Genomic DNA, 26,242 nt, shown 5'->3' with positions numbered 1-26,242 from the left:
CGCTCCTGGCTGAGGTCTCCCGGCCGTCAGGCGCGCAGCAGGGTGATGGTGCGCCCGGAGGGCGTGGTCTGCTGCGAGAAGGCGGTGCGCTCGTGGACCGGGGCTGCCTGCGGGCGGGTGTCGAAGACGACGAGGGTGCCCGTGGACAGCTCCATGCGGTCCAGGTAGTCGTCCAGCTGTGCCAGCCCCTCGGCGAGGGGGTCGGTGCGGCCCTGGCGCCACACCTTCAGCTCCAGCGCCTCGCGCTGCACCGCCCGCGAACCGTCGGCAGCGGTGTACGGCTGGCGAATCAGCAGGTCCACGCGCCGCCGGCCGACCCCGTACTCCCGGTCGATGAAACCCGCCCCGTTCACGATCCGGTGCAGGTAGGCCATCATCACCAGCTGTGCTGCGGCCTCCGGGTAGGTCGAGGCGGTGGCCAGGATCTCGCCGTTCTCCCGCCAGAACTCGGCGAAGGAGCACAGCAGCTTGTCCATGTCGATCCGGCCGTCCGGCAGCCGGAAGCTGCTCGGGGCGGCGACGACCTGGCCCTCCGTGTTGTTTCCCAGGACCCGGACAATGACCTCCTGGTAGATCGGATTGGCCACCCGCACCGGCGCGTCCGGAGCGACCAGCCCCAGGTCACGCACGTACGCCAGATCGTCGTCGTACGTGTCCGTCGGCAGGAGCAGCTCGCCCGCGATCAGCGGCTGGATCACCCGCCGCACCCGGTCCTCGCCCAACCTGGCGGCCAGCGAGTCCAGATGCGTCGCACGCGCCAGGATCAGCCGCTCCTTCGCCTCCTCCATGTGCTCGGCCGTGATCGGCGTGTCCGACGGCACCCCCATCTCCTCGACGACCTCCCGGGCCAGCGCGTTGACCAGCCACGGCTGTCCCTGGGTAAAGCTGAAGGCACGCTCCAGCGCATCCACCGTGAAATCCTGGCCCGTCTGCGTGGTGTGCTGCCCGTACAGCTCGGCGACCTCGGCCTCGGTGAAGTCGCCCAACCGCAGCGACGCCACCTTGATGTTGAACGGACTCGACGTACCAAGGCGCCCCGGATCCCCGCCCGAGGCAGCCTTGTAGTCACGCACATCCCGCAGCCCGCACAGCACAACCGCATGCGGGAAGCCGCCACGGCTGACAGTGAAGCCATCGCGCAACTGGCGCAGCACACTGCGCAGGCTCTCCCCCCGCAGCGCGTCGATCTCGTCGAAGAACAGCACCAGCGGACGCGGACAGCTTCGCACCCACTCAGCCAGCCCCCGCGTGAGCCGGGACCCGGGCACCGCGTCGGGCCAGGAGGCGGGGGGCGCGAGCTCATCAGGAAGCCCAGCGGACTCCGCGGACCGCCGAATCGCCTCCAGCACCAGCAGCTCGGCCTGGCCGTAGTCCTCCCCGGCCACCTCCGCGCTCTCGCACGAGAAGTGCAGCGCCGCGTACCGGCCCGAGGCCGTCAGTTCCCGGGCCATCGCCGCCAGCACCGTCGTCTTCCCGGTCTGTCGTGGCGCGTGCACCACGAAGTACTGACCCTGCTCGATGTACCCGCGGGCCCTGGGCAGCCGCTCCTGGGCCGGCACCATGTAGTGACGCGTGGGGACGCACGGCCCGGCCGTATTGAAGTAGCGCATACCGCGCACGCTAGCCGACGGCACCGACAACCTGAGGCGACCGTGCACCCGACCACCGGCTACACCGCCCCGTACGGGCACGAGTGCCAGAGCAGCGGTGCCCCGGTGCGGGGATCACCCGGCGGGCAGACGCAGAAACGCGGCCAGCCCCCGCTGGGGTGCGGTGACCGCTGGAGCGCCTCCGGTGACCGCCAGGGCACGCAGGTCACCGCGGCACAGCTCTTCACGTGCCGATCAGCTCATCCGGGGCACCGACGTCGTCCCAGTCGGCCTCATGCATCCTGTCCATGCCGAAAATCTCATCCGGGCTGGTGAGCGACCGGGGCGCGCACTGCGGCCAGTGCCTTGTTGGACAGTTTGGCCGCGGGGCAGGGGCCGGTTCCCCGCGACCACGAACGCCGGGAAGCGGCTGTACCTGCTTCGTCACGGCGGCAAGGAGTGGCTGGATGAAGATCGACGCAGTCACATCGCCGTGGAGACCCGCATGGGCCGCGAGATCGCCGGCGTGGAAGGTCATCTACTCGCACGTTGCCCTTGCCATGGAGCAGGAGATTGCCGATTCGCTGCAAAGCAGGTGGCTGCGCCGTTCGTGGTCGGCGAGGAAGGGCACTGGAAAGGCGCCATCTCCCACCGCTCTACCATTCGATCTTGAAAAGTGGTGGAAACCAGCAGGTCAAAGCCGCTCAGGACACGTCGACATAGTTTCGTTCATGAAGTTCATCTCGACCAAGAGCTTCATGCCCTTCGTCTGGTACCGCATCGTCCTCGGCATCGTCATCGTCGTCCTCGTCTCGATGGGCGTGCCGAGCCCGCACGCCGGCGAGTCGGCGGGCTGACGGCGAAGCGTGCCTGGGCCGTCGCGGGGCGGCCTCGACGACCTGATCAGGGGCGTCCGCGCATCAGCGGACGCCCCAACTCCCTTTAGTGACCAAGCACATACGGGATCCGTAGCCGCGTTGTAGCGCACCGTCAGTTCTTGCGCCTAGGCTTGCCCGCATGTCCCCCGATTCCCTTGCCTGTGGTTCCGTGCGGTCCGCTGCCGATGTGAACGACCAAATCCGTGCCCTGTGGCGGCGCGCGGGAGGTTCGCTGTCGGCCCAGGAGCGCGCGGAGTACGAGCTGTTGGTGGTGCAGTGGGCCGCGGCGATACGCGAAGACGTCATCGAGGCCGCGTGAGGACTCCCGAGCCGAGTGCGGCCGAGCCCGACGGCGGCTCCGGAGGGCTGATCATCTTCCTGAACGGCACGTCCAGTTCGGGCAAGTCGAGCATCGCCGTCGAGTTGCTGAGGATCCTGGACGAGCCGTTCTTCCACCTGCCGGTCGACGCGTTCCACGCCATGCGGACCCGCCAGGAGATGGAGCCCGAGCGGCTGGCCACCGTGCTGCACCGCACCTGGCGGGGCTACCACCGCGCGGTCGCGGGCATGGCCGCCGCGGGCAACAACGTCGTGGTGGACCACGTCCTCAGCGAGGAGTGGCGGCTGCGCGACTGCCTCGACCTGTTCGCGCCCCAGGACGTCGTGTTCGTCGGCGTCCACTGCGCCCGGGCCGAGCTCGAACGCCGCGAACGCGAGCGGGGCGACCGGCCCCCGGGGCTGGCGGCGCGGCAGTTGGAGCGGGTGCACGCCCACGGGATCTACGACATCGAGTGCGACACCGGCCTCGCGGACCCGCTGCTCTGCGCGCGGCGCATCCGGGAGTTCCTGCCCCACCGCCCCGCTCCGACCGCCTTCCAGCGGCTGCGCGAGAAGCGGGGCGGCCAGGTGTGACACCGCGGAGCCGCCCTCCGGGCGACGACGCGAAGTGTCTGACACGGCCCGGGGCCCGTACGCCCCGAGCGACAGGCACCGGCGCCTACCGCCCTCCGGCAACCCGCAGCACCGCGCCGGTGGTGTACGAGGCCTCCGGCGACATGAGCCAGGCGATGGCCGACGCGATCTCGTCGGCGCGACCGGGGCGTCGCAGCGGGATGGACGCGGCGATCCGCTCGGGGCGCTCCGGATCACCGTTCCTGGCATGGATCTCGGTGTCGATCACCCCCGGGGCGACGGCGTTGACCCGGATGCCGTCCGGGCCCAGTTCCTTCGCGAGCCCCGTCGTGAGCGTGTCGACCGCCGCCTTGGTCGCCGCGTAGTGGACGTACTCGCCGGGGCTGCCCAGCGTGGCCGCGGCCGAGGACACGTTCACGATCACTCCGCCGCCCTCGCCGGCCATGGTGCGCGCCGCGCGGCGGGAGCAGAGCAGGACACCCAGGAGGTTGACCTCCACGACCTGACGCAGCACGGCCGGGTCCGTGTCGGCCAGCCTGCCGAACGGGCCCGTCACTCCGGCGTTGTTGACCAGCCCGGTCACCGGGCCGAGGCGTTCCGCGGCCGTCTCGAAGAGCCGGTCGACGTCGGCCTCGACGGAGGTGTCCACCTTGACGGTCACACAGCGGGCCCCGTTCGCCCGTACCCCCGTCGCGACCCACTCGGCGGCGGCACCGTCGCTCACATACCCGACGACCACGTCATGGCCGTCCGCCGCGAGCCGCAGACTCGTCGCGGCGCCGATCCCCCGGCTTCCCCCCGTGACCACCGTGACCGGACGTCTCATCCCAACCTCCCTGTATCCGGCGGCTCTCCCACCCCGCCCGATGATCGATCATTCCAGGGACGCCGGTCCGGCCACCAGGGCAGACAGGATTCTCTCCCGGTTCCCGGCCCCGGTCCCCCGGAGCCACGCGAAACCGACGGCAGCCTTTCCGCACCCGGCGACCACCGGTGCCACCGGAACCCGCCGGCCCGGCTGGAGGTGAGCGCCGGCAGCGGCCGGACCCAGCGCCCCCGCACCCGGCTCCGGGAGCCGGGTGTCCGGGGCCCGCCGATCCGCCGGACAGAGCAAGCTCGCGAGCGCGCGGCCGCCGGTCCTGCCCATGCTGAGTGGGCCCACCCCCTACGTTCCCCGGGACCGCCATGCCGCTCACATCCCGCCGTCTTCCTCGCGCCCGTGTCCGTCTGGCGCTCGTCGTCCTGCTCGGCTCCTCCTGTCTCGGCGGTCTCCTCGCCGCGCCGACAGCGGGGGCCGCCGCCGGCGGCGGGGACGAGCGCGCCCTGCGCCGGCAGCTCGAACAGCTGGTGCACACGCCGGGAGGGCCGCCCGGCGTCATCGTCGTCCTCGCACGCGAACACAGGACGCAGGTGCTGCGGGCCGGCGTCGCCGACCTGGCGACCGACCGCCCTGTCCGGCCCACCGACCACATGCGCATCGCCAGTACGGCCAAGGCGTTCAGCGGTGCCGTCGCCCTCCGTCTGGTGCAGCAGGGCGCCCTCGGCCTCGACGACACGATCGGCCGGTGGCTGCCGCAACTCCCGCACGCGTGGCGGAATGTGACCCTCCGCCAACTGCTGAACCACACCAGCGGAATGCCCGACTACAGCGAGGACCCGGAGTTCCTGGAGCTGCTCCTCGAGGACCCGCGCCGCACCTTCGACCCCCGCCGGCTGCTGGACTTCGTCGCCGACGAACCGCTGCGCTTCCCGCCGGGCTCCCGGTACCAGTACTCCAACTCCGACAACATCGCCGTGGCCCTCATGGCGGAGGCGGCCACCGGGAGGACGTACGAAGCCCTGCTGCACCGCCTCGTCATCAGGCCGCTCGGCCTGCGCGACACCAGCCTCCCGCTGGGCTACGAGCTGCCGGAGCCGTACATGCACGGCTACGACGTGCGCACGCCCGGGGCGCCGGAGGACGTCAGCGAGGTGCTCAGCGCCTCGGGGGTGTGGGCGTCGGGCGGCATCGTCTCCACCCCGCGCGACCTCACGCGGTTCATCCGTGCCTACGCCGCCGGGGAACTGACGTCCCCGGACCTACGGGAGGAGCAGCGCCGCTGGATCGAGGGCGCCTCCGAACCGGCCGGCCCCGGCCGCAACTCGGCGGGCCTGGCCGTCTTCCGCTACCGCACCCGCTGCGGGGTGGTGCTGGGACACACCGGGAACTTCCCCGGCTACACACAGCTGATGGCCGCGACACCCGACGGGCGGAAGTCGATCACCTTCTCGATCACCACGCAGGTGAACAGGGCGTCGGACCCCGCCCTGCTGGCTCGCCTCCGCACGATCCAGGAGAACGCCGTCTGCGTCCTCCTCCACCGGCGCCACCGCTGACCCCGGCGGGCACCCGGGCGGGCATCCCGGCTCATCCGCGCAGATGGGCGGGCATGTCGCCGTCGAGCGGGTACGGTCGTTCCCCGGGCAGCAGCTCCGCCGCCCGCTCCAGCTCGCCGGCCCGGACGAGGCCGTGCACCTCGCGGGCGAGCGGGGTCACGTCCTCGATCCCCACGATCCACTCGTCGGCATAGCGGGCGGCCGCCTCACCGGCCAGCCCCAGCTGCAGCGAGCGGTACGGCAGCGGGTTCAGCCGCAGGTCGCGCTCGGGGTCCCACTGCACCCGGGCGGGCGACCGGCGCAGTTCCCGCTGCCAGGCTGCCTGGCTCTCGTGGAGCGCCGGAACGTAGTGCGACAGGCAGGAGTGGCGCAGTGCCCAGGCGAAGCCCTCACGGCGGATCTCGACGGCCAGCACCGTCTCCTGGCCCTCCTTCAGGCCCCAGCCGCAGCGGTACATCATCCACAGGAACGACGGCTTGATCCACGTCATCCGGTCCCGCTTCCACGCGGGCGGGAAACGACCGTCGCGGGCGGCCGGGCCGCCGATCTCCGGCCGGTAGGCCTGGTACACGGTGACCGTGTCCGCCGTGTGGCGGGCCCGGACGCGGTATCGGGGCTCGGTCGTCTGCTCTCTTCGTTCACGTTCGCCTTCCTTCACGGGAGCAACATTCGATCAGCAGGGGCCTCCGGAGCCACCGAATATCGGCCGGTCGTATGTCGTCACCGCACGCCCCTTGGCGTGTCGCGCCCGCTGCCCCAAGACTGAGCCGATGACGCAGCGTGTGGAGCTCGCGACCGTGATGGACCGGCTCGCCGTCGACGGCCTGATCACCGAGTACGCGGTGGCGGTGGACGACGGCGACTGGACGGCGTACCGGGAACTGTTCGCCCCCGGCGGCCGCGCCGACTACCGCTCGGCGGGCGGCATCGAGGGCGACGCCGCACAGGTCGCCGGCTGGCTGGCCCGCAGCATGGAGCTGTTCCCCGTGCGGCAGCACCTGATCGTCAACCGCCGGGTGCGGTTCGGGTACCTGGAGCACGACACCGGTGACACCGCCGAGGTACAGGCGGACTACGTCAACCCCATGCGGTTCGGCGGCCACGACGGCACGGCCACCGCCCCCGACTTCGTCTGCGGCGGACGCTACGGGTTCGGCCTGATCCGCACGGACGACGGCTGGCGGCTCCGCGAGGTCGTGGTCCGGGAGAAATGGCGCCGCGCCCCCGAGGGCCTCCCCACCGACCAGCACCCCCACCCGGCCTGACCCGCCAACGCCCACCACCTCCCCGCGGTGCCGTCGCGCCGCACCCGTCCCTCCCCACGCCCCCTGTCGGAGATCGTCTCCGAGGCGCACACTGGAAGACACGGATCACCGGGGAGGGAGGCGCTGGATGACGACGCCCGAATGGCTGGCCTCCCCGTGGCGGCGTGGTCTCGGGGCCGCCGCAGCCGGCGCGCTGCCCGTGTTCGCGTTCCCCGGACCGGCCCTGTGGTGGCTCGCGTACGTGGCCCTGGTGCCCTGGCTGCTGCTGGTCCGCACGGCCCCGACCGGGCGGCGGGCGGCGTACGACGGCTGGCTGGGCGGTCTCGGGTACATGCTGGCCCTGCACCACTGGCTGCTGCCGAACCTGCATGTCTTCACCTTCGTCATCGCCGGCCTGCTGGGCGCGCTCTGGGCGCCCTGGGGCTGGCTGGTGCGCCGTCTCCTGGCCGGCGCACCCCCGCCCCGACGGGTCGCCGCCGCGCTGCTGGTCGTGCCGTCGGGCTGGCTGGCGATCGAGCTCGTCCGTTCCTGGGAGGGGCTCGGCGGCCCCTGGGGACTGCTGGGGTCCAGCCAGTGGCGGGTGGAAGCAACGCTGCGGCTGGCCTCGGTCGGCGGGGTCTGGCTGCTCAGCTTCCTGGTGGTGGCGGTCAACGTGGCGGTCGCCGTCCTGGTCTCGGTACGGCGGGCCCGGATCCCCGCCGTCGCGGGGCTCGTCGCGACGGCCGCCGCGACCTCGGCCGCATGGGTGTGGTCACCCCGCCCCGGAGTGGACGGCGCGGTACGGATCGCCGTCGTCCAGCCCGGTGTCACCGAGGGGCCCGACAACCGGTTCGCGCGGGAGGAGGCGCTCACCCGCCGCCTCGTGGGCAGGGACGTCGATCTCATCGTGTGGGGCGAGAGCAGTGTCGGCCACGACCTGGTCGACCGCCCCGACCTCGCCGACCGCATCGCCGCGCTGTCCCGCGCCACGGGGGCGGACATCCTCGTCAACGTGGACGCCCGCCGCTCCGACCGCCCCGGCATCTACAAGAGCTCGGTGCTCGTCGGTCCCGACGGCCCGACCGGTGACCGCTACGACAAGATGCGGCTGGTCCCCTTCGGCGAGTACGTCCCGGCGCGCTCCCTGCTCGGCTGGGCGACCTCCGTCGGCGAGGCGGCCGGAGAGGACCGCAGGCGCGGCACGGAGCAGGTGGTGATGGAGGTCGGCGACGGGCTGCGCGTCGGGCCGATGGTCTGTTTCGAGAGCGCGTTCCCCGATATGAGCCGCCATCTCGTCGAGGACGGCGCCGAGGTGCTGCTCGCCCAGTCGGCCACCTCCACGTTCCAGCAGAGCTGGGCGCCGGAGCAGCACGCCTCGCTGGCCGCGCTGCGGGCCGCCGAGACGGGCCGCCCGATGGTGCACGCGACCCTCACCGGCGTCTCCGCCGTCAACGGCCCGAGCGGCGAGCGCGTCGGCCCGTGGCTCGGCACGGACGAGAGCACCTCTGTGGTGTACGACGTGCCGACCGCGAGCGGTACGACGCCGTACGTCCGCTTCGGTGACTGGCCGGTCCACGGGGCACTGCTGGTCCTGGTGGGGTGGGGCGCCGTCGAGGGGCTGCGTACGGTGCGGCTCAGGAGTCGCCGGGACGGGAGCGGTCCTCCACCTCGCGTACGACCCGCTCGCACAGCTCATGGGTCGCCAGCGCGTCCCGTGCGCTGAGCACCTTGCCCGCGCGCACGGCGTCGAGGAAGGCGAGCACCGCCTGTTCGATGCCGCGCTGCCGGGCCACGGGCACCCAGTCCCCGCGCCGCCGCAGGGACGGCTGGCCCTTGTGGTCGATGACCTCGGCGAGGTTCACCACCTGACGTTTGGTGTCCTGCCCGGAGACCTCCAGGATCTCCTCCGCGGAGCCGCTGAGCCGGTTCATGACGCCGAGCGCGGTGAACCCCTCCCCGGACAGCTGGAGGACGACGTGGTGCAGCAGCCCGTTCTCGGTCCGGGCGCGCACGGTCGTGTCCTCGACGGCCCCGGGGGCCAGGAACCGCAGGGTGTCGACGACGTGGATGAAGTCGTCCAGGATCATCGTGCGGGGCCGCTCCGGCAGGCCGATGCGGTTCTTCTGCATCAGGATCAGCTCGCGCGGATGGTCGGCGCACTGGGTGTATCCGGGCGCGTACCGTCGGTTGAAGCCGACGGCGAGACCCACGTTCCGCTCCTCGGCGAGCCGCACCAGGCGCTCGGACTCGGCGAGTTCGTAGGCGAGGGGCTTGTCGACGTAGGTGGGGACGCCCGCCTGAAGCAGCCGGGTCACGACCTCGGGATGGGCGCCGGTCGGTGCGTGCACGAAGGCGGCGTCGAGATCCTGGGCGAGCAGCGCGTCGAGGTCGGCGTGGCGTCGTCCCGGCGGGAGGTGGAGGCTGTCGGCGACCCGGGTGAGTGTGGCGGGCGTCCGCGTCTGCAGATGCAGTTCGACGCCCGGCTGGGCGCCGAGCACCGGCAGGTACGCCTTCTGCGCGATGTCGCCGAGTCCGATGCAGCCGACCTTCACAGGGGTCTCCCGTCCGCCGTGTGCCGAGGCCCCAGCATAGGGCGTGGCCGTGCGGGATCAGGTAGGCGAGGATGCGGACATGACATCTCAGCGCACCGAACCCTCCGTCACCGCCGGCGAACGGGCCATGCTCGAAGGATGGCTCGACCACCACCGTGCGACTCTCGCACTCAAGTGCGAGGGCCTGGACGACGCCCGGTTGAGAACCGCCTCGGTGCCGCCCTCCGAGCTGTCCCCATGGGCCTTGTGAGGCACATGGCGGAGGTGGAGCGCATCTGGTTCCGCAAGGTGCTCGCCGGTGACGACCAGGGGCCGATCTACTTCAGCGACGAGGACCCGGACGGCGAGTTCCACGTCACCGAAGGGGACACCTGGGAGGAGGCGTACCGCGTCTGGCAGGGCGAGATCGCCGTCGCCCGGCGCAACGCCGAGCGCGCCGCCCTGGACGACGTGGCCGAGTCGGCGCACGGGCGCGGGGGCGAGGCCCCCAGCCTCCGGTGGATCTACACCCACATGATCGAGGAGTACGCCCGCCACAACGGCCACGCCGATCTCCTCCGCGAACGGATCGACGGGGCGACGGGACACTGAGGCGGACGGCGGCCCCGGCTCCTGGGGACGGGGGGTCGTCCTGGGGACGGATGGTCGTCCGGTTGGCGGATGGTCGTCCGGTTGGCGGAGGCCCGGGATCGGGCGCCCGGAGTTCTCCCCGCACGCGGGGATGCAGGCGCCGCCCGGGGGGCCCGGGGTCACCCGTGCGGGGGCATCCACCGCCCATCCTCTCCCGGAAGCGGCGCGGACACAGCAGAGTTGCGCGCGTGCATCGACCGACCACCACCGCAACGCTCCTGGTCACCGTGGCCGTCTCGGCTCTCGCCGGCTGCGTGACCGTGCACCGCCCGCTTCCGCCCGGAACACCGCCCACTCCGTCGCAGTCGTCGGAGCCCCGGCCGGACGGCACGACCGAGACCCGGGTCGTGCAGGCCCCGGCACGGGAGGCGCTGGCGCTGATCGGCCCGCCGCGGCGTCCCACACCGAGCACGTCCTCGGCACCCCGGCCCGCCGCCACCTCGGCTCCGGCCGCCGCGTCCACACCCACGGCACCGGCTCCGCGCCGGAAGCGGACCGACCCGCCACGATGGCCGGGCCCGCCGCCCAGGTCGAGGCCGCACATCGAGATCCCGCAGATCCCGGAGACCAACCGGGCGAAGCCGCCGAGGAACGGGGACGTCTGCGCGCTCGGTCACAAGTACGGCGGCTGGGGTGAGGACACCCCTCAGGCCGTCATCTGCGAGGACGTCTACGGCCGTTGAAAGCCCTCCGGACGGCCTGGTGCGGCGTCGGGGCGACCCGGGTCTGCGTTCGACGCCCGGGCCGCGGAGCGTGGCACGCACCGGCGGCCGCCGGCCGCGTCCCCGACCTCTCAGGGCCACACACCTACGGCCTCTGTCTCGGCGGCCCCGGTGTCTCCTCTCCGGAGGACGGGCTCTCCTCGTCGAGGCGGGCCTCCAGTCGTGCGAGGGCGGCCCGGACGCCGTCGCCGTAGCCGTCGTCCGTCAGTGCGCCCAGCGTGCCCTTGGCGAGGGCCAGATGGCTGCGTGCGGCCTCGTGGCGGCCGAGCCTGGCGTAGTCGGCGGCGAGGTTCAGGTGCAGCGAGGGGTAGAAGCCGCGCACCGCGAGGCCCTCGTGGTGCGCGGCCACCCGCTCGTCGGTCAGCTCGTCCGCCGCCGACAGGGCCCTGAGGTCCCACGCCAGCTCGTCGACCGGATCGTCCTGGGTGTCCGCCATGTAGTGCGCCAGGGTGCAGCGGTGGAACGGGTCCCCGTCCTCGCCGACCTCCTGCCACAGCTGCAGGAAGCGGCCCCGGGCCTCCTCGCGGTCACCGGCGTGGTGCAGCATGACCGTCTGCCCGATGCGAGTCATCATGGCGTCCGGCGCCGCCTGCTCCTGTCGCTCCACCGCGTCCTCCACACTCGTCGCCCCGGTGCCGTCTGTCCCCGCCGACGCTAACCGCAGGCACCGGCAATCCAGGTCAGGCTGCTCCGTACGGCCGCCGGGGCGCCCCGCCGCCGAACGGAGGACGGCCGGTGGCCGCCGGAGCGACGACTCGGGTCAGCCGAGGTTCGGGATGGTCCAGTCGATCGGCTCGTGGCCCTGGCGGGCGATCGCCTCGTTGATCTGGGTGAACGGGCGGGAGCCGAAGAACTTCTTGGCCGACAGCGGCGAGGGGTGCGCGCCCTTCACCACGATGTGGCGCTCCTCGTCGATCAGCGGGAGCTTCTTCTGCGCGTAGTTGCCCCAGAGCACGAAGACGGCCGGGTCGGGCCGGTCGGCGACGGCGCGGATCACGGCGTCGGTGAACTTCTCCCAGCCCTTGCCCTTGTGGGAGTTGGCCTCACCGCCACGGACCGTGAGCACCGCGTTGAGCAGAAGCACGCCCTGCTCGGCCCAGGGCATCAGATAGCCGTTGTCCGGGATCGGGGTGCCCAGCTCGGCCTGCATCTCCTTGTAGATGTTCCGCAGGGAGGGCGGGGTCTTCACACCGGGGCGCACGGAGAAGCACAGGCCGTGGCCCTGGCCCTCTCCGTGGTAGGGGTCCTGGCCGAGGACGAGTACCTTCACCCGCTCGTACGGGGTGGCGTCGAGGGCGGCGAAGACCTCTTCGCGCGGGGGGTAGACGGGACCCTTGGCTCGCTCCTCCTCGACGAACTCGATGAGTTCCTTGAAGTAGGGCTGCTGCAGCTCGTCCCCCAGGACCCCGCGCCAGGACTCGGGCAGCATGGCGATGTCGGTCACGTCAACTTCCTCCGGTGTGCGCTCACTTCACGGCCGCGCCTCGCACGGCCATGGGCGGCCGCGCGAGGCGCGGCCGCCGTCAGAGCACAGAACCTACAGGCGCCCACTGACAATCGGGGCCGCCCACCGGAAGTACCGGCCGCACCACCGGGGCCACCGGCCCGCCTCGGGGACGGGCGGGCCGGCACGGGGGACGGGCGGATCGGACCCGGGACCTACCAGCTGGTCTTCCAGGAGAGTTCCCACATGGTCATCATCGTCGCCGGGTCGATGAGCTTCTCGAGGCCCGCGACCTCCTCGTCCGCGGCCACGTACAGCTTGCCCTGCCACAGGGGGATCAGCCGGGCGTCGTCCAGCAGGATCTGCTGGGCCTCCTCGAACTCCTCGCCGACGGCACCGCGGTCGCTCTCCGCACGGGACTCCGGCAGCAGCTCATCGGTGATCTCCGGCGACTCGTACGGGGTGCCGAGGGCGTTCTGCCGGCCCACGAAGGGCGCGATGAAGTTGTCGGCGTCGTTGAAGTCGGGGTTCCAGCCACGCCCGAACACCGGGTACTCGCCCTTCTGGTAGCCCTTGAAGTAGGTCTTCCAGGGGCGGCTCTTCAGCGTGACCGTGAAGAGGCCGGACTCCTCCAGCTGGCGCTTCAGCTCCTCGAAGGCGGGCTTGGTCTGGGAGCCGTAGCGGTCGCTGGTGTACCAGAGGGTCAGCGGGACGGGCTCGGTGATGCCCGCGCCCTCCAGGATCTTCCTGGCCTTGGAGGCGCTGGGGTTGCCGTAGTCGTCGAAGAATCCCGTGGTGTGGCCGACCAGACCCCTAGGGATCATGGAGTACAGCGGCTCGACGGTGTCCTTGTAGACGTTGTGGGCGAGCGCCGGCCGGTCGAGGACCTGGGCGACCGCCTTGCGGACGGCGGGGTTCTTGGCCCACTCGTACTTCGGGTTGAACACCAGGTAGCTGATCTCGGTGGTGGGGTTCTCGACGATCTGGAGGCCCTCCTCCTCGCGGTTGGCCTGGATGTCCACCACGTCCGCGGCGCCGAGACCGCGGTAGACGACGCCGATCTCCTTGGCCTTGAGGGCCTTGACCAGCTCGTCCGACTGCTGGAAGTACCGGATGGTGACCGCGGAGTTCTTGCGGTCGGCGATGCCCTTGTAGTTGCCGTTGCTGACCAGCTCGGCCGACTTGCCCTCCTCGTAGGACTCCAGGTTGTACGGCCCGGAGCCGGTGATCTCGCCGTCCTCGCGGAGCTTGTCCGCGGGGTACTCCGCCGGGTCGACGATCGACATGGCCGGGGTGGTGAGCACGAGCGGGAAGGTCGCGTCGGGCTGGCTGAGGTGGAAGACGACCTCGCGGTCGCCCTTCGTCTGCACCCGGGAGAGGGTGGTCAGCAGACCCGCGGGGCCACCGTTGACGTTGATCTTCTTGATCCGGTCGAAGGAGTACTTGACCGCCTTGGCGTCCAGTGTGTTCCCGTTGGAGAACTTCAGGCCCTCGCGCAGCGTGCAGGCGTACACCGTGCTGGAGCTGTCGGTGAACTCGCAGCTCTCGGCCGCGTCCGGCTCGGGGTCGGACCCGCCGGGGGTGTAGTTCAGCAGGGGCTGGAAGACGTTGCGCATCAGCTCCCAGGAGCTGTCCCAGGCGGCCGCGGGGTCCAGCGTGCTGGGCGCGCTGGTGGTGCCCACGATGATCGGCGCCTGCTCCTCCGAGGCGTCCGAGGAGAACACACCACACCCGGCCACCATGGATATGGACGCGACCGCCGCGAGAGGCGGCAAGTATCGGTTCCGGTTGAACACGTGCATGCTCCTCGAAATGCCGTACCAAGAGTGGCCGAACGATACCGCAGGCCCCGCCGGACGCCACCGCCCGGCTGGCAGAACCCTTGATCAGCTCCTTGTGACGGCTTCACGGAGCCCCTGTGAGGGCCTGTGGCGGGCACCGGGGACATTCGGCGAAGGCCAAGGGTGAAGCCGTCGGAATGCCACCGGTGCCCGCCCGCGGGCCGGGCGCCCGGCGCCGGGTCAGCCGACCCCGGCGTTGAGGAAGATCCCGCCGTCGACCACGAGCGTCTGGCCGGTGATCCAGTCGGACTGCTCGGAGGTGAGGAACGCGGCGGCGCCGCCGATGTCGGAGGGCACGCCGAGCCGGCCGAGCGGGTAGGCGGAGGCGGCCTCGGCCTCCCGGCCCTCGTACAGTGCCTGGGCGAACTTGGTCTTCACCACGGCGGGCGCGATCGCGTTGGCCCGCACCTTCGGCGAGAACTCGTGCGCCAGCTGGAGGGTCAGGTTGATCATGGCGGCCTTGCTGATGCCGTACGCGCCGATGAACGGCGAGGCGGAGACACCGGCGACGGAGGCGATGTTGACGATCGCGCCGCCGTTGTCCTTCTGCCAGGCGTGCCAGGTCCGCTGGGCGAAGCCGAGCGCCGAGACGACATTGGTCTCGAACACCTTGCGGGCCACGTTCAGGTCGAGGTCGGCGATCGGCCCGAAGACCGGGTTCGTGCCGGCGTTGTTGACCAGGAAGTCGACGCGTCCGAACGCCTCCATCGTGCGCTCGACGGCCTGGGCCTGGTGCGCCTCGTCGTGGGCCTTGCCAGCGACGCCGATCACGCGGTCGGCGCCGAGCGTCTCGACGGCCTCCTTGAGGGCGTCCTCGTTGCGGCCCGTGATGCACACCCGGTCGCCGCGCGCCACGAGGGCCTCGGCGATGCCGTAGCCGATGCCGCGGCTGGCGCCGGTGATCAGGGCGACCTTGCCCGAAAGCTCGGGGAGTTCCACCGAAGTCATGTTCCCGGTCCTCTAGTTGAGCGGTCCGCCGGCGACGTACAGCACCTGGCCGGAGACGAATCCGGCGTCCTCGCCCGTGAAGTAGGCGATGGCGCCCGCGATGTCCTCCGGCCGGCCGACGCGCTGGACCGGGATCTGGGTGGCGGCCGCGGCCTGGAACTCCTCGAAGCCCATGCCGACACGGGCGGCGGTGGCGGCGGTCATGTCGGTGACGATGAAGCCGGGGGCGACCGCGTTGGCGGTGACGCCGAACTTGCCGAGTTCGATGGCGAGGGTCTTGGTGAAGCCCTGGAGACCGGCCTTGGCGGCGGAGTAGTTGGCCTGGCCGCGGTTGCCGAGCGCGGAGGACGAGGACAGGTTGACGATCCGCCCGAACTTGGCCTCGACCATGTACTTCTGGACGGCCTTCGCCATCAGGAAGGCGCCGCGCAGGTGCACGTTCATGACCGTGTCCCAGTCGGCGGCGCTCATCTTGAACAGCAGGTTGTCGCGGAGCACGCCCGCGTTGTTGACCAGGATCGTCGGCGCGCCCAGCTCCTCGGCGATACGGGTGACCGCGGCCTCGACCTGGGCCTCGTCGGAGACGTCGCAGCCGACCGCGAGCGCCTTGCCGCCGGCGGCGGTGATCTTCTCCACGGTGTCCTTGCACGCGGCCTCGTCGAGGTCGATCACCGCGACGGCCCGCCCCTCGGCGGCCAGTCGTACGGCGGTCGCGGCGCCGATGCCGCGCGCGCCACCCGTGACCACGGCGACACGCTGCTCAGTGGTGGACATTGCTGGTTCTCCTCGCCCTTGGGATGCGGCTCCTGCGGCCCGCCCACCCGGTGAGCGACCGCTTAGTACCTTCAGCACCCGTGACGCTAGAAGTCCTGGCACCCGGTGTCAACGCCCCACCAGGTGTGATCCCTTACGCCCGGCCGATCGGCGGTGTGTCGCCACCCGGCCGCCGGGGTGTCATCTGACCAGCAGGTCGAGCAACCGCGCGGCCTCGGCCACCGGGTCGGAGGTGAGCCCGGTGTGCACGGGTCCGGCCTGCACGACCGTGGACCGCGGCGCGACCAGCCACCGGAACCGCCGTCCGGCGTCGTCACGGGCGGCCTGCCCCGCCGCCTCCCCGCCGGCGCACACGCCCTCCACGGCCCGCAGCGCGGCCCGCACGCCCGCCACGTCCGCCCCGGGGTCCAGGGCGAGCAGCTTGGTCTCGTCGAGATGCGTGCGGGCCGCCACGACGGCCCGGGAGCGGCTGTAGACGAGGACGCCGGCGTTGAAGCACTCGCCGCGCTCGATCCGCGGCACGACGCGCAGCAGCGCGTACTCGTAGACGTCCTGCCCGGTCGCCCCGGTGGCCAGGAAGCGGTCGCTCACTCGATCCCCTCGATGCGTTCGTGAATGCCGGCGGCCCGCGCGAGCAGTGGTTCCGCGTACGCCCGGCGCAGGGCGTCCGGTGTGTCGAAGCCGGGCTCGTCCGTCAGCCACACGTCCGGGATCTCGGCGGTCACCTCGGCGAGGAGGTCCTCGGTGATCAGGGGCGCGAGCGCGGCGGCGGCCGTCGCGACATCGGGGCCGAAGCGGGCCAGGGCGTGGTCGGAGGCGTCGTACGGCTTGGCCGCGGAGGTGCGGGCGCCGGGCCAGTGGTGGTGCCAGATCATGGTGGCGCCGTGGTCGATGAGCCACGGTTCGCCGTGCCACATGAGCATGTTCGGGTTGCGCCAGGACCGGTCGACGTTGTTGATCAGCGCGTCGAACCAGACGATCCGCCCGGCCTCCTCGGGGCTCACCTCGAACGCGAGCGGGTCGAAGCCGATCGCCCGGGTCAGGAAGTCCATGCCGAGGTTGGTGCCGCCGCTGGACTTCAGCAGTTCCTGCACCTGCTCGTCCGGCTCGCCGAGCCCCAGCACGGGGTCGAGGTCGACGGTCACGAGGCGGGGGACGCGCAGGCCCAGCCGCCGGGCCAGTTCTCCGCAGACGACCTCCGCGACGAGGGTCTTGCGGCCCTGTCCGGCGCCGGTGAACTTCAGGACGTACGTCCCGCGGTCGTCGGCCTCGACCAGTCCGGGGAGCGAGCCGCCCTCCCGCAGGGGTGTGATGTAGCGGGTCGCGGCGACCTCACTCAGCATGTTCTCCGGCCACCCACTTCATCCGCTTCCGTCAACGGCCGTCCGCCCCTTGCTTCGGCCTCCGGCACGAAGTGAGCAGTGTAACCGGGGGTGATCACCGGTGAGGTGTGTCCGAGCCGCCGCGCCGGGGGACGGCCGGGGCCTGCCTCCGCCGGCACGACGGAGACGTGGCTGCGGGTCAGCCGGCGCACAGTCTTCTGGTGGCCGCGCGGATCGCCTCCGCATAGGGAGCGTCGAACGCGCGGATCCCGGGATCGAGGTCCCCGAAGGGAACAAGCGCCGCATGGGTGCTGTCCACCGACTGCATCCAGGCCGACCACGCGTCGTGGACATCCTCGTCGGTGACCTGCTCCCCTTTCGCCTTCAGAAGCACCGCGTACATGCGGAACAGGTCGTCGGAGTCCTCGGGGGGCTCGGCCTCCGCGGGGAGGCAGGACCGGATCAGGTCGGCGAGGGAATCGAGATAGGTCATACGGTCAGTGTGCCCACGAAAAGGATCAGGTGGGCGGCGACGAAGACCAGAGGGACCGTGCGTTCGGACACGCCCAGTTCGGCGTAGCGCTTGCGCCATGAGGGGACGGGCTCGCCCTTCAACTCCTCCCACTCCTCGGCGAAGACGTTCACCGGGAGACGCTTCTCCAGCCTGGTGATGACCTTGAACTTCGCGGCGTTGAGTGCCCGATAGCTACGGAGCTGCATCCACCAGGTGGCTGACAGGGTGATACCGGCCAGCACCGCGGCGAGCGAGACCCACCAGGGCGACTGGGAGAGCCTGGGGATGCCGTAGCTCATCAGGGCGACGAACGTGGTCTGCACCGAGAGGAAGAAGGCGTTGGCGGTTCCGCGCCGTGCGGACACCCGGTCTGCCATCTCGACGGAGAGCTTGTAGAGCTCCAGTAATTCGGCCCGCTGCCCCGGTGGGGTGGCTTCACTCACCCGAAACCCTCCGACGAAGACTGCTGACGAGGACTCGTCCCGACATGCCGGTGCCCACTCCGGATCAAGGCGCCCGCGCACCTTCGGCGAGGGCCGGAGGTCAGGGGGCGCCGCACGACGGACGGCCCGCCGTGCCGCGGATGCCCGGACGGATTCCCGGACGCGCCGCGCATGCGATCCGTCACAGCAACTCGTAGCGCTCCTTGAGGTCGGTGGTGCGAATCCGGCCGAGGACGACAAGCGTGTGGTCCTTGGTGTAGTACCCCTCCACCGGCCGCTTCGCGAAGTCCTTGAGGTCCTTCCACATCATCCCGACGGTCAGCCCTCCCTTGGTGAACCGGGCCAGCGCCGAGGGCTCCGCGACATCCACGGGCGCCGTCCGGTAGATCACGCCCTGCGCCGAGTAGACCCCGTTGCGCGCGCTCTGCCGGGACATCCACATGGCGGCCTGGGCGGCGGCGCTCACCCCCGCCTTCTTGGCCATGCGCACCGCGGACGCTCGTCGGCCGGGGCTGTAGCGCAGCCATGGGACGTCCGGCAGGCCGGGCAGGTCGAGCCTGATCTCCCGCAGCACCCCGGTGCCGCCTACGGTGTCCTTCGTCTCCAGCACCGAGAAGACCTCGCCGCGGTCGCCGTCCCCGGCCAGCCGGTACGTCGCGCCGTCCCTGCGCAGGAGCAGGGCTTTCGGGTCCGGCACCATGTCACACCTCCGTTGATGACCACTCAGATGAGCCAGTCGGGAACGTCTCCGGGATCCAGGTACTCCCACCATCGCTGCGCCCTGCCTGCCGTGGTGTCGACGCCGTTCGCCCAGTCCGCCACCGAGGGCCTGCCCTCCCGGTGGGCGAGGACCGTGTCGTAGAAGTCCAGGGCCAGCTCACCGACCTGTACGGTCGTCAGGGCGCCGGCAGCCGTGCGCAGTCCGATGTCGCGCCACCACGGCTCGGAGTAGAAACCTCTCGGCACGACCACGTTGAGGACGAGACCGCCCGGGAAGTAGTACGGCGTCTGCGGGGTGAGTTCGGGCGAGACCGTGTGGCCCCCCTGCGCGCGGGGCTCGGTGACCGCGCCCGCGCTGTCGGCCAGTGGCAGCTTCCGCGCCGGTTCCGTACGCGGGGTGCCGAGCGCGGCCAGGATCTCGGCCATCTGCTCGGAGGCGAGGACGAAATTGTCCGCCGCCCTGTTGGCCAGGGCGACGGCCGACTCGCCGGCCAGCACGGACTCGGCCAGCTCGACGGACCTCTCGGCCGCCTCTGCCGCGACCTCCACGGCCGCCCGGATATGGTCGGGCAGGTCGCCACGGGCGACGTGAGCGATCTCGCCCTGCAGTTGTCCGGCCCGCTCCGCCACCCGGCGCACCGCGTCCCGATTCATCAGTGCCTCCCCGGCGTCCAGGCTTCGATCGTGGTCCGCGCGTCGACCAACGCGGCCTGCAGCAGGACACAGAGCAGCCGGGTGCGCTCGGGCAGGCCGTCCCTGTGGCGCAGATCGGCCACTGGGCGCATCAGCGTGTTCAACGCGCTTCTCGCTTTGCCGGCGACGGCGGAGAACTCCCTGCCGGCCGGTGCGTGCGCGGCCGCGAGGTCGTCCATCTCCCAGAGGGCGTCGGCGAACGCGGTGGCGGAATCGAGCAGTCCGGACACTCCGGTGTGGATGTCACCGGCCCGCACCCGCCCGGCGAACCTCGGGGAGGCCTCGGTGAACGTCTCGAGCGCCTCCGTCAGGACGGCGAGCGGAACGGACGGCTCGGAGGCGGTGAACTCGGGGACGGCGGGCTCGACGGCGGTGGGCTCGGCGACGGGGGCCCCGGCAGCGGGCGGTGCCGCCAACCGAGCCAACCGGGACGCCACCGCGTGCACGGCGCGGCGGTGCGCCTCTCCGTTCGGCTCGGACAGGCGAAGTGCGGTCCAGTCCTCCCAGTGGTATCTGTCCAGCACCGGTGTCATCGGGTGGTCCGGGTATCCCGACCCGATGTAACGGATGGGAATCAGCACTTCGGAGCGACCGAGATCACGGGCCTTGCGCAGGAAGTAGCCCAGCTCTCTCTGGCATTCAGGGCTCCAGTAGTAGAGCGGGCTGACGACGGAGACGAGGAACTTCGAGATGCGCAGGCTCTCATTGATCTTCTGCCGCCAGTCCACGCCCAGTTGATTGCTGTCCACATCGAGATAGAGGTCGAGGCGCGTGCCGGTGAGATTTCGATATTCGTCGGCTACCAGCCGGGCCAACTCGGCGACCCTCCCACGGTCGGCGTCGTCGGCCTGGCGCGAGTACGACCAGAAACCGCTGACACTCATACCCCACACCCCCGGGCTGTTGCCTCCCCGAAGCCGAACCGCGGGAAACACTCGAACAGTCGTACTTCGCACGTACGTGGGTCAGCCGTGGGCCGGGGCGGCGGAAAGCCGGGCACGAGGGTGAAGAGCCATACGCCGTACAGCCGTTGGGTGTCCACGGCACCGGCGTAGAAACCCGCTCGAGGCACCCGGTCCATGTCATCAGCCAGTTGGCGCGTGCCAAGATGCAGCATGCTCCGGGTAATGCTCTGCGGTGCCGCCGACACGGAACAGGTCGAGGACCAGTTCGCCGAGATCGTCAATGATTTCGGCGGCGTTCCCTTTCATTTCCTCTCGGGCACGGTGCACTACATCAACTCCATCACGTCGAACTGGGAGGAGAACTCCCGTGCGACGGTTCAGGAAGCGGATGTCTGCGTCTTCGTCATCGTCGAGCACATCGGCCGCATCACATGGGAAACAGAGGTGACCGAGGCCCTGCTGGCCGGGAAGCCGTTTCTGGTGCTGTGTCTGGAGAAGACGTACCGGAGATACCTGGTCCTCGATTCGTTGTTCCCGCCCCAGACCGACGTCAGCGCCATTCCGGAGAACGAAAGGGACCTGGTCACCACACTGCGGGAGATAGAGAAGGAGCGCAGACTGACCGCCGTCCCGTACAGTCCGGGCAACTTCCCCCAGGTTCTCCGCCGTGAACTCTCGAAGCTCTTCTACATCGCTCTCGGACAGATGGCGGACCGCAACCTGCGGAAGGCGACCAGGCCGCTCCTGAGCGACCCCTCCAGGCTGACCGGGACCGACCTCAGAGTGGCGCAGGCCATCGCCGTGGACGAGTGGGAGGACAAGACACTCCGCAAGGCGGCGCTGCGGTCCCTCGCCGCCCGCGGCGCACTGGACGAGGACGCCCTGTACACGCTCCTTTCCAGCGCCGAGCAAGGAGTGCAGCGCATGACCGTGGAGCTCCTCGCCGACCTGTACCGGACCCGCCCCGTCGACCCGGCGCTCTTCGAGCATGTCGTCGCCGTCGCGAACGGCACCGACGACGTCGGGGTACCGCGTCGCCTGATTCCGGTTCTCCTGAACATGGACCTGTCCGCGGCGATCGAAGCCCTGGCGCTGCTCGACATGGCGGACTCGGGCAGCAAACGCAGGCTCGCGGACGCCCTGGAGAAGCAGGAGGCGGCCATCATCGATGCGGGACTCCAGACAGCGGCCGGGCACCTCCTGGAGAAGTGCCTGTCCAACACGGTCGACGCCGACTGGAAGGCCCGCTGTCGCGCCTATCTGGCCCGCCTCGGCTTCGCACCCCCCGCCTCCACCACCTGACCGCCACAACCACTCAGCCGGAGCCGCCGTGCCCCTCTTCGGACGCCGCAAGCGTCAACCCCGGTCAACGGGGTCGCCCACCTACATAGGACGCAAGTTCCACTCGGACGCCGGCATCGAGGCGTCACTGACGAACTTCCGCGCCGCACTCGCCCGACAACTGGGCCACCAGCCGTCCTTCACCACGACGTCCTGGACCGGCCCCGAGCCGGCGCCGGAGCGTGTCATCGCCACCCGCACTCCCGAGGGCATCGCCTACCTCGCTCTCTGGCCTGATGGCGCCATGCACTTCGTGGCCCCCGACTATCGGCAACGGCCGACCCCGCCCCTGGTCGGCATGTGGAAGATGCGCGACAACTCCCTCCGCAGCACCGGCAGTATCGAGCCGCATGAATTCGGCTCCACCACTCCGGCCTGACGGGGGCCATGCCACCACCCACTCCGCGGCTTCGCGCGTCCGGGCGGCCGCCGGAGCCTTGACGGGCCCGCTCCGCCCACAGCGCCGGTGCGCCGGACCGACAGCTTCACGACAGGTCCAGCTGACGCGGTCGTGACGCCGGACAGGTCAGGATGTGCACCGTGTCTGAACGTTCAAGCGCGCACTCGCCGTATCCATGGGTGGAAGCGCAGCAACACCGGAGGGATTCGTCCGTATGACCAGCGAAACGATCAAACCCGCTTCGGCCCCGGCCCGTCGCACCGTGGTGGCGGCGGCCGGCGTGGCGGGGCTCGCCGTCGCGCTGACCGCGTGCGGGTCGGACGACGACGCGTCCGGCTCGTCGGGCGCGGGCAGCAGCGGGAACAGCGACACGAGCGGCGGCGGCACCGGCGGTGCCGGCTCGGGCTCGGGCGGCGCCGAGCTCGCCAGGACCACGGACATCCCCGAGGGCGGAGGCAAGATCTTCGCGGACGAGAACGTGGTGGTCACGCAGCCGGAGGCGGGCACGTTCAAGGCGTTCTCCGCCACCTGCACCCACCGCGGCTGTGCCGTGAAGACGGTCGCCGACGGCGTGATCAACTGCCCCTGTCACCAGAGCAACTTCTCGATCGTCGACGGCAGCGTGAAGAGCGGCCCGGCGACCGAGGCACTGCCGGCCAAGAAGATCAGCGTCAGCGGCACGTCGATCTCGCTGGCCTGACCCGCGGCGGGCGTCCGCGACCCGCCCGACGGCCGTCAGGGTCTCGGTGCCGTCACCGGACGCCCTCGAGGAAGCCCAGCACCTCGTCCGTGGTCGCGACCGTGGCGACCAGTGCGAGGGTGTGACGGATCATCGCGGTGGTGTATTCGGCAGGCACCCCCGCGATGGCGTCCCCGGGCACCACGACGCGGTATCCGAGGTTCACCGCGTCGAAGACGGCGTTGGGGACGGCCACGTTGGCCGAGACACCGGTGACGATCAGGGTGCGGCAGCCGATGTTCCGCAGCAGCGCGTCGACATCGGTGCCGGCCAGCGGGGACAGTCCGTGCAGCCGCCGGACGACCAGGTCCTCCCGGGCGACCTCGATGGGCGGTGCGACCCGTACGGCCCTGGTGCCCGTGAGCTGCTGCACGGGAAGCCTCGCGGCGGCCTCGAAGAGGCGGGCGTTGTGGTTGGCGGCCCGCCCGTCGGGCCGCCGCTCGGCGACGGCGTGCAGGACCTGGACCCCGTGCGCGTGGGCGGCGGCGACCAGCCGGGCCACGTTCGCGAGCGCCCCCGAGGAGCGGGCCGCCTCGGCGAGTTCGGGAAGCGCGCTGTCCGGTCCCACGACGCCCTGCTGGCATTCGACGGTGAGCAGGGCGGTGGTGGCGTGATCGAGGAGCTCGCCCAGCTCCCGCCGCCCATTCGACTCACTCGGGTACGACTCCACGGTGACCTCCGTCGCCGGTGGCAGGGGCGGGCGAGCGTAACGCCCCTTGCGCACGGGCGGAAGACGACCCATGCTCATCTGACGCCACGTCAGCGGAGGGGAGTTCCATGGCCGTCACTCAGCGCCGGGGCCGGAAGATCATGATGGAGCCCGGTGAGATGGACGAGTTCCTGAGCGCACAGCGGACCTGCCGGGTCGCGACGGTCTCGGCCGACGGCGCGCCGCACGTCAGCCCGCTCTGGTTCGTCTGGGACGGCACCTCGCTCTGGCTGTACTCGATCACCCGCAGCAAACGCTGGTCCACGCTGCGCCGAGATCCGCGCTGCGCCGTCGTCGTCGACGCGGGCGAGGACTACGGCGAGCTCCGGGGGGTCGAACTGTCCGGCACTGTCGAGGTGGTCGGCGAGGTTCCCCGGACCGGCGAGCCGCTTCCCGAACTCGTGGAGGTGGAGCGCCTTTTCGCCCGCAAGAACTTCGGCATCGACGACATGCCGCACGACGGCAGACACGCCTGGCTGCGCCTGACCCCGGAAGCGATCGCCTCGTGGGACTTCCGCAAGCTGGGCTCCCCGTGACCATCGGGGGCCGGGGGTGCGAGCCGGATCCGGCACGTGACCTCTCGTCCCCGGGCGGCGCCCCGAGTCGCCCTACGCCCCGCACGCGGCCCCGGCCGTCCTGAGTGCCTCGACCGCCGCCCTGATGGACGGCCTGCGGTCGGCGTCCGCGCGCCACACCGCGTAGACGGTGCGGTGGACGCGGTGCCGTACGGGCACGGTCCGCACGCCGGCCGGCATCGGGTCGCGCCCCAGCCGGGGGGCGATGCACACGCCCAGCCCTGCGGCGACCAGGGCGAGTTGGGTGTGGTGTTCGCCGGCCCGGTGGGCGATGTGGGGCTCGATGCCGTTGGCGCGCAGGGTGTAGAGCAGCCATTCGTGGCAGAACTCGCCCTCGGGCCAGGCCACCCACGCCTCGTCCGCCAGTTCCTCCAGGTCGATCTCGTCCCGTCCGGCGAGCGCATGGTCCTCGGGCAGCGCGACCTCCACGGGGTCGTCGAGGATGGAGGCGCGGGCCAGCCCCTCGGGTACGGGCAGCGGCTTGTTGTACCAGTCGAGGACGACGGCCAGGTCGGCGTCGCCGCGGACCACCGCGTTGATCGCGAGTTCCGGCTCCAGCTCCCGTGACCGTACGCGCAGTGCCGGGTGGTCGGCCCTGAGCGTGCGGAAAACGGCGGGAAACAGCCCCCGTACCGCTGTGGGGAACGCGGCGAGCCGCAGTTCCCCGACGACCTGTCCACGCTGGGCCTCCAGGTCCGACTGGGCCAGCTCGACCTGGGAGAGGATCCGTGCGGCATGGTCGGCGAGGAGCCGGCCGGCGTCGGTGAGCCGCACCCCGCGTCCGTTCCTCGCGAGCAGTTGCTGCCCCACCTCCCGCTCCAGCTTCGCCATCTGCTGCGAGACGGCCGACGTGGTCACGTGCAGGCCGTCCGCCGCGCCGCTGACCGAGCCGTGCCGTGCCAGGGCGTCGAGGGTACGCAGGCGCTCCAGGTTCAACATATAAGGAATGCTACGAGAATCGCCTCACAAATTCTCGCTTGTGCTACGAGATCACAAGGGGACATCGTGTCAGGCATGACCATGGCGACGCCCACCCGAGCCCCTGTCCCCGCCTCCGAACGGCGCCGCGCCACCGTCGACTGGCGGCTGCGCTTCGGGTTCCTCTCCCTCATCTGGGGTTTCAGCTTTCTGCTGATCAAGGTGGGCACGGAGGCCTACGCCCCCTTCCAGGTGACCTTCGGGCGGCTGGCCTTCGGCACGCTGGTCCTGGCGGCGGCGATGGCGGTGAGGCGTGAGCGGCTGCCGCGCGGCGCCCGCACCTGGGCGCATCTGGCGGTGGCGGCACTCCTCCTCAACGCACTGCCGTTCTCGCTCTTCGCCTACGCCGAGCTGACGATCCCCTCCTCCCTGGCGGGCATCTGCAACGCGACCTCGCCGCTGTGGGGGATGGCCCTGTCCCTGGTCGCGCTCTCCGAGGACCGGCCGACGCGGGTCCGGGTCGCCGGTCTGGGCCTCGGCTTCCTGGGTGTGCTGACCGTCCTCGGCGCCTGGCAGGGCTTCGACGGCCTCGACCCCCGGGGCACCGCGTTGGCCCTGCTGGCTTCCCTGAGCTACCCGGTCGGCTGGATCTACGTCCGCCGTACCCTGGCCGGTACCGACCACTCCCCGCTCTCCCTCACCGGCGCCCAGCTGCTCCTGGCCACCGCCCAACTCGCTGTTGTCACACCGCTGTTCACCACCCTGCCCGGCCGCTTCCCGGTCCTGCCCCTGGTGGCCGTGATCGCGCTGGGCGCCCTCGGCACGGGTGTCGCGATGCTCGTCCAGTACGGCCTCGTGTCCGAGGTCGGCCCGACCACCGCCCAGATGGTCACCTACTTCATCCCGGTCATCGCCACGGCAGCGGGGGTGGCGCTCCTCGGCGAATCCCTGACCTGGTCGACACCGGTGGGAGCCGCGATAGTCCTGGCGGGCGCGGCACTGACCCAGGCGAAGCCACGCGGCTGAGGGGTCGGCGCCCGCCACCCCTCGACG

The 26,242-nt window shown here is 71.2% G+C and carries 30 protein-coding genes and 2 pseudogenes; 13 read left to right on the top strand and 19 right to left on the bottom strand.

Going from position 1 to position 26,242, the window contains the following annotated elements:
- Positions 1–26 precede the first annotated feature (26 nt).
- Both AC067N_RS36180 and AC067N_RS36175 read right to left on the bottom strand, forming a co-directional pair.
- Entirely contained in the window at positions 27–1,610 is a 1,584-nt protein-coding gene (locus tag AC067N_RS36180) for an ATP-binding protein (RefSeq protein WP_478683185.1), read from the bottom strand.
- A gap of 223 nt (positions 1,611–1,833) precedes the next feature.
- Positions 1,834–2,127, bottom strand: a complete 294-nt coding sequence (locus AC067N_RS36175; protein WP_478683235.1) for a hypothetical protein — start codon at positions 2,125–2,127, stop codon at positions 1,834–1,836.
- Positions 2,128–2,308: 181 nt separating this feature from the next.
- Between AC067N_RS36175 and AC067N_RS36170 the strand changes: the two are divergent.
- The 3 genes and pseudogenes from AC067N_RS36170 to AC067N_RS36160 all read left to right on the top strand — a co-directional run.
- Positions 2,309–2,446, top strand: a pseudogene (locus AC067N_RS36170) (undecaprenyl-diphosphatase); the annotation flags it as partial.
- 160 nt (positions 2,447–2,606) lie between these two features.
- Complete coding sequence (locus AC067N_RS36165) at positions 2,607–2,786, top strand: hypothetical protein (protein WP_478683184.1); 180 nt, start codon at positions 2,607–2,609, stop codon at positions 2,784–2,786.
- Positions 2,783–3,379, top strand: a complete 597-nt coding sequence (locus AC067N_RS36160) for a chloramphenicol phosphotransferase CPT family protein (RefSeq protein ID WP_478683183.1) — start codon at positions 2,783–2,785, stop codon at positions 3,377–3,379. The genes AC067N_RS36165 and AC067N_RS36160 overlap by 4 nt, the downstream gene beginning before the upstream one ends.
- 85 nt (positions 3,380–3,464) lie before the next feature.
- Here AC067N_RS36160 and AC067N_RS36155 read toward each other — a convergent pair whose 3' ends face one another.
- Positions 3,465–4,205, bottom strand: a complete 741-nt coding sequence (locus AC067N_RS36155; RefSeq protein ID WP_478683182.1) for a glucose 1-dehydrogenase — start codon at positions 4,203–4,205, stop codon at positions 3,465–3,467.
- Positions 4,206–4,564: 359 nt separating this feature from the next.
- Between AC067N_RS36155 and AC067N_RS36150 the strand changes: the two genes are divergently transcribed.
- A complete protein-coding gene (locus AC067N_RS36150) occupies positions 4,565–5,755 on the top strand; it encodes a serine hydrolase domain-containing protein (RefSeq protein ID WP_478683181.1) in 1,191 nt (396 codons plus the stop codon).
- A gap of 31 nt (positions 5,756–5,786) precedes the next feature.
- Here the strand turns inward: AC067N_RS36150 and AC067N_RS36145 are convergent, their stop codons facing one another.
- A complete protein-coding gene (locus AC067N_RS36145) occupies positions 5,787–6,413 on the bottom strand; it encodes a DUF4291 domain-containing protein (RefSeq protein ID WP_478683180.1) in 627 nt (208 codons plus the stop codon).
- 112 nt (positions 6,414–6,525) lie between these two features.
- Between AC067N_RS36145 and AC067N_RS36140 the strand changes: the two genes are divergently transcribed.
- A complete protein-coding gene (locus AC067N_RS36140; protein ID WP_478683179.1) occupies positions 6,526–7,020 on the top strand; it encodes a nuclear transport factor 2 family protein in 495 nt (164 codons plus the stop codon).
- Between the two features lie 127 nt (positions 7,021–7,147).
- The gene (lnt, locus tag AC067N_RS36135) at positions 7,148–8,722 is read left to right on the top strand and encodes an apolipoprotein N-acyltransferase (protein ID WP_478683178.1); all 1,575 of its coding nucleotides are present in this window, start codon (positions 7,148–7,150) and stop codon (positions 8,720–8,722) included.
- Here the strand turns inward: lnt and AC067N_RS36130 are convergent.
- Positions 8,634–9,551 (bottom strand): Gfo/Idh/MocA family protein, encoded by a 918-nt coding sequence (locus AC067N_RS36130; RefSeq protein WP_478683177.1) that lies wholly within the window; start codon positions 9,549–9,551, stop codon positions 8,634–8,636. The two genes, lnt and AC067N_RS36130, sit on opposite strands and share 89 nt — an antisense overlap.
- A gap of 79 nt (positions 9,552–9,630) precedes the next feature.
- Here AC067N_RS36130 and AC067N_RS36125 point away from each other — a divergent pair.
- A pseudogene (locus tag AC067N_RS36125) lies at positions 9,631–10,142 on the top strand (DinB family protein).
- A gap of 227 nt (positions 10,143–10,369) precedes the next feature.
- Positions 10,370–10,864, top strand: a complete 495-nt coding sequence (locus tag AC067N_RS36120; RefSeq protein ID WP_478683176.1) for a hypothetical protein — start codon at positions 10,370–10,372, stop codon at positions 10,862–10,864.
- 124 nt (positions 10,865–10,988) lie between these two features.
- Here AC067N_RS36120 and AC067N_RS36115 read toward each other — a convergent pair whose 3' ends face one another.
- The 12 genes from AC067N_RS36115 to AC067N_RS36060 form a co-directional block, all read right to left on the bottom strand.
- Complete coding sequence (locus AC067N_RS36115) at positions 10,989–11,477, bottom strand: hypothetical protein (protein WP_478683232.1); 489 nt, start codon at positions 11,475–11,477, stop codon at positions 10,989–10,991.
- Between the two features lie 186 nt (positions 11,478–11,663).
- Entirely contained in the window at positions 11,664–12,347 is a 684-nt protein-coding gene (locus tag AC067N_RS36110) for a uracil-DNA glycosylase (RefSeq protein WP_478683175.1), read from the bottom strand.
- Between the two features lie 215 nt (positions 12,348–12,562).
- Entirely contained in the window at positions 12,563–14,143 is a 1,581-nt protein-coding gene (locus AC067N_RS36105; protein ID WP_478683174.1) for an ABC transporter substrate-binding protein, read from the bottom strand.
- Positions 14,144–14,368: 225 nt separating this feature from the next.
- On the bottom strand, positions 14,369–15,136 hold the full coding sequence (locus AC067N_RS36100) for an SDR family oxidoreductase (protein ID WP_478683173.1): 768 nt from the start codon (positions 15,134–15,136) through the stop codon (positions 14,369–14,371).
- A gap of 12 nt (positions 15,137–15,148) precedes the next feature.
- The gene (fabG, locus tag AC067N_RS36095) at positions 15,149–15,910 is read right to left on the bottom strand and encodes a 3-oxoacyl-ACP reductase FabG (RefSeq protein WP_478683172.1); all 762 of its coding nucleotides are present in this window, start codon (positions 15,908–15,910) and stop codon (positions 15,149–15,151) included.
- A gap of 180 nt (positions 15,911–16,090) precedes the next feature.
- The gene (locus tag AC067N_RS36090) at positions 16,091–16,501 is read right to left on the bottom strand and encodes a DUF3037 domain-containing protein (protein WP_478683171.1); all 411 of its coding nucleotides are present in this window, start codon (positions 16,499–16,501) and stop codon (positions 16,091–16,093) included.
- Positions 16,498–17,253 carry a HipA family kinase gene (locus AC067N_RS36085; protein WP_478683170.1) on the bottom strand — a complete coding sequence of 252 codons (756 nt, stop codon included), beginning with the start codon at positions 17,251–17,253 and terminating at the stop codon, positions 16,498–16,500. The genes AC067N_RS36090 and AC067N_RS36085 overlap by 4 nt, the downstream gene beginning before the upstream one ends.
- 178 nt (positions 17,254–17,431) lie before the next feature.
- Positions 17,432–17,725, bottom strand: coding sequence for a DUF7701 domain-containing protein (locus AC067N_RS36080; protein WP_478683169.1), 294 nt, complete (start codon positions 17,723–17,725; stop codon positions 17,432–17,434).
- Positions 17,722–18,189 carry a RipA family octameric membrane protein gene (locus AC067N_RS36075; RefSeq protein ID WP_478683168.1) on the bottom strand — a complete coding sequence of 156 codons (468 nt, stop codon included), beginning with the start codon at positions 18,187–18,189 and terminating at the stop codon, positions 17,722–17,724. The genes AC067N_RS36080 and AC067N_RS36075 overlap by 4 nt, the downstream gene beginning before the upstream one ends.
- Positions 18,190–18,370: 181 nt before the next feature.
- The gene (locus tag AC067N_RS36070) at positions 18,371–18,889 is read right to left on the bottom strand and encodes a hypothetical protein (protein WP_478683167.1); all 519 of its coding nucleotides are present in this window, start codon (positions 18,887–18,889) and stop codon (positions 18,371–18,373) included.
- 23 nt (positions 18,890–18,912) lie between these two features.
- The gene (locus tag AC067N_RS36065; protein ID WP_478683166.1) at positions 18,913–19,563 is read right to left on the bottom strand and encodes a hypothetical protein; all 651 of its coding nucleotides are present in this window, start codon (positions 19,561–19,563) and stop codon (positions 18,913–18,915) included.
- Positions 19,563–20,486 carry a toll/interleukin-1 receptor domain-containing protein gene (locus AC067N_RS36060; RefSeq protein WP_478683165.1) on the bottom strand — a complete coding sequence of 308 codons (924 nt, stop codon included), beginning with the start codon at positions 20,484–20,486 and terminating at the stop codon, positions 19,563–19,565. Before AC067N_RS36060 ends, AC067N_RS36065 begins: the two co-directional genes overlap by 1 nt.
- A 231-nt stretch (positions 20,487–20,717) precedes the next feature.
- Here AC067N_RS36060 and AC067N_RS36055 point away from each other — a divergent pair, with 231 nt between their 5' ends.
- From AC067N_RS36055 to AC067N_RS36045, 3 genes are all read left to right on the top strand, one after another.
- Positions 20,718–21,809, top strand: a complete 1,092-nt coding sequence (locus tag AC067N_RS36055; RefSeq protein WP_478683164.1) for a hypothetical protein — start codon at positions 20,718–20,720, stop codon at positions 21,807–21,809.
- 28 nt (positions 21,810–21,837) lie between these two features.
- On the top strand, positions 21,838–22,227 hold the full coding sequence (locus AC067N_RS36050; protein WP_478683163.1) for a helix-turn-helix domain-containing protein: 390 nt from the start codon (positions 21,838–21,840) through the stop codon (positions 22,225–22,227).
- Positions 22,228–22,462: 235 nt separating this feature from the next.
- Complete coding sequence (locus AC067N_RS36045; protein WP_478683162.1) at positions 22,463–22,948, top strand: Rieske (2Fe-2S) protein; 486 nt, start codon at positions 22,463–22,465, stop codon at positions 22,946–22,948.
- 52 nt (positions 22,949–23,000) lie between these two features.
- Here the strand turns inward: AC067N_RS36045 and AC067N_RS36040 are convergent, their stop codons facing one another.
- Positions 23,001–23,657: a cysteine hydrolase family protein gene (locus tag AC067N_RS36040; protein WP_478683161.1), complete on the bottom strand. Its 657-nt coding sequence runs from the start codon at positions 23,655–23,657 to the stop codon at positions 23,001–23,003.
- A gap of 107 nt (positions 23,658–23,764) precedes the next feature.
- Here AC067N_RS36040 and AC067N_RS36035 point away from each other — a divergent pair, with 107 nt between their 5' ends.
- Positions 23,765–24,232 carry a pyridoxamine 5'-phosphate oxidase family protein gene (locus AC067N_RS36035; protein WP_478683160.1) on the top strand — a complete coding sequence of 156 codons (468 nt, stop codon included), beginning with the start codon at positions 23,765–23,767 and terminating at the stop codon, positions 24,230–24,232.
- A gap of 72 nt (positions 24,233–24,304) precedes the next feature.
- Here AC067N_RS36035 and AC067N_RS36030 read toward each other — a convergent pair whose 3' ends face one another.
- Positions 24,305–25,210, bottom strand: a complete 906-nt coding sequence (locus AC067N_RS36030) for a LysR family transcriptional regulator (RefSeq protein WP_478683159.1) — start codon at positions 25,208–25,210, stop codon at positions 24,305–24,307.
- A gap of 75 nt (positions 25,211–25,285) precedes the next feature.
- Between AC067N_RS36030 and AC067N_RS36025 the strand changes: the two genes are divergently transcribed.
- Positions 25,286–26,215 carry a DMT family transporter gene (locus AC067N_RS36025; protein WP_478683158.1) on the top strand — a complete coding sequence of 310 codons (930 nt, stop codon included), beginning with the start codon at positions 25,286–25,288 and terminating at the stop codon, positions 26,213–26,215.
- Positions 26,216–26,242 lie beyond the last annotated feature (27 nt).

Source organism: Streptomyces sp. NPDC042364, from assembly GCF_056437585.1.
The sequence above is the reverse complement of the archived record's forward strand: the minus strand, read 5'-3'. Positions and strand labels throughout refer to the sequence as shown.